A 2,032-nucleotide genomic window follows, 5' to 3' on the forward strand; every position below is an offset into this window, starting at 1 on the left:
CTTACCAAACCGATGCAAACTCCGAATACCTACAAGTGCCGAGCATGGGAGACACACGGCGGGTGCTAACGTCCGTCGTGAAAAGGGAAACAACCCAGACCGTCAGCTAAGGTCCCAAAGTTATGGTTAAGTGGGAAACGATGTGGGAAGGCTTAGACAGCTAGGAGGTTGGCTTAGAAGCAGCCACCCTTTAAAGAAAGCGTAATAGCTCACTAGTCGAGTCGGCCTGCGCGGAAGATTTAACGGGGCTCAAACCATACACCGAAGCTACGGGTATCATCTTAGGATGATGCGGTAGAGGAGCGTTCTGTAAGCCTGTGAAGGTGAGTTGAGAAGCTTGCTGGAGGTATCAGAAGTGCGAATGCTGACATGAGTAACGATAATGGGTGTGAAAAACACCCACGCCGAAAGACCAAGGTTTCCTGCGCAACGTTAATCGACGCAGGGTTAGTCGGTCCCTAAGGCGAGGCTGAAAAGCGTAGTCGATGGAAAACAGGTTAATATTCCTGTACTTCTGGTTATTGCGATGGAGGGACGGAGAAGGCTAGGCCAGCTTGGCGTTGGTTGTCCAAGTTTAAGGTGGTAGGCTGGAATCTTAGGTAAATCCGGGATTCTAAGGCCGAGAGCTGATGACGAGTGTTCTTTTAGAACACGAAGTGGTTGATGCCATGCTTCCAAGAAAAGCTTCTAAGCTTCAGGTAACCAGGAACCGTACCCCAAACCGACACAGGTGGTTGGGTAGAGAATACCAAGGCGCTTGAGAGAACTCGGGTGAAGGAACTAGGCAAAATGGCACCGTAACTTCGGGAGAAGGTGCGCCGATGGAGGTGAAGCATTTACTGCGTAAGCCCCTGTCGGTCGAAGATACCAGGCCGCTGCGACTGTTTATTAAAAACACAGCACTCTGCAAACACGAAAGTGGACGTATAGGGTGTGACGCCTGCCCGGTGCCGGAAGGTTAATTGATGGGGTTAGCTAACGCGAAGCTCTTGATCGAAGCCCCGGTAAACGGCGGCCGTAACTATAACGGTCCTAAGGTAGCGAAATTCCTTGTCGGGTAAGTTCCGACCTGCACGAATGGCGTAACGATGGCGGCGCTGTCTCCACCCGAGACTCAGTGAAATTGAAATCGCTGTGAAGATGCAGTGTATCCGCGGCTAGACGGAAAGACCCCGTGAACCTTTACTATAGCTTTGCACTGGACTTTGAATTTGCTTGTGTAGGATAGGTGGGAGGCTTTGAAGCGTGAACGCCAGTTTGCGTGGAGCCAACCTTGAAATACCACCCTGGCAACTTTGAGGTTCTAACTCAGGTCCGTTATCCGGATCGAGGACAGTGTATGGTGGGTAGTTTGACTGGGGCGGTCTCCTCCTAAAGAGTAACGGAGGAGTACGAAGGTGCGCTCAGACCGGTCGGAAATCGGTCGTAGAGTATAAAGGCAAAAGCGCGCTTGACTGCGAGACAGACACGTCGAGCAGGTACGAAAGTAGGTCTTAGTGATCCGGTGGTTCTGTATGGAAGGGCCATCGCTCAACGGATAAAAGGTACTCCGGGGATAACAGGCTGATACCGCCCAAGAGTTCATATCGACGGCGGTGTTTGGCACCTCGATGTCGGCTCATCACATCCTGGGGCTGAAGCCGGTCCCAAGGGTATGGCTGTTCGCCATTTAAAGTGGTACGCGAGCTGGGTTTAGAACGTCGTGAGACAGTTCGGTCCCTATCTGCCGTGGACGTTTGAGATTTGAGAGGGGCTGCTCCTAGTACGAGAGGACCGGAGTGGACGAACCTCTGGTGTTCCGGTTGTCACGCCAGTGGCATTGCCGGGTAGCTATGTTCGGGAAAGATAACCGCTGAAAGCATCTAAGCGGGAAACTTGCCTCAAGATGAGATCTCACTGGAACCTTGAGTTCCCTAAAGGGCCGTCGAAGACTACGACGTTGATAGGTTGGGTGTGTAAGCGCTGTGAGGCGTTGAGCTAACCAATACTAATTGCCCGTGAGGCTTGACCATATAACACCCAAGCAATTTGC

General features: G+C 52.0%; 1 rRNA gene. It reads left to right on the forward strand.

The features are described from left to right. Nucleotides 1–2,012, forward strand: a 23S ribosomal RNA gene (locus ACP7BE_RS23180); the annotation flags it as partial. Nucleotides 2,013–2,032: the final 20 nt, after the last annotated feature.

The organism is Pseudomonas sp. TWR1-1-3 (genome assembly GCF_049896805.1).
In the GTDB taxonomy this organism is placed as follows: Bacteria; Pseudomonadota; Gammaproteobacteria; order Pseudomonadales; family Pseudomonadaceae; genus Aquipseudomonas; species Aquipseudomonas bubulae.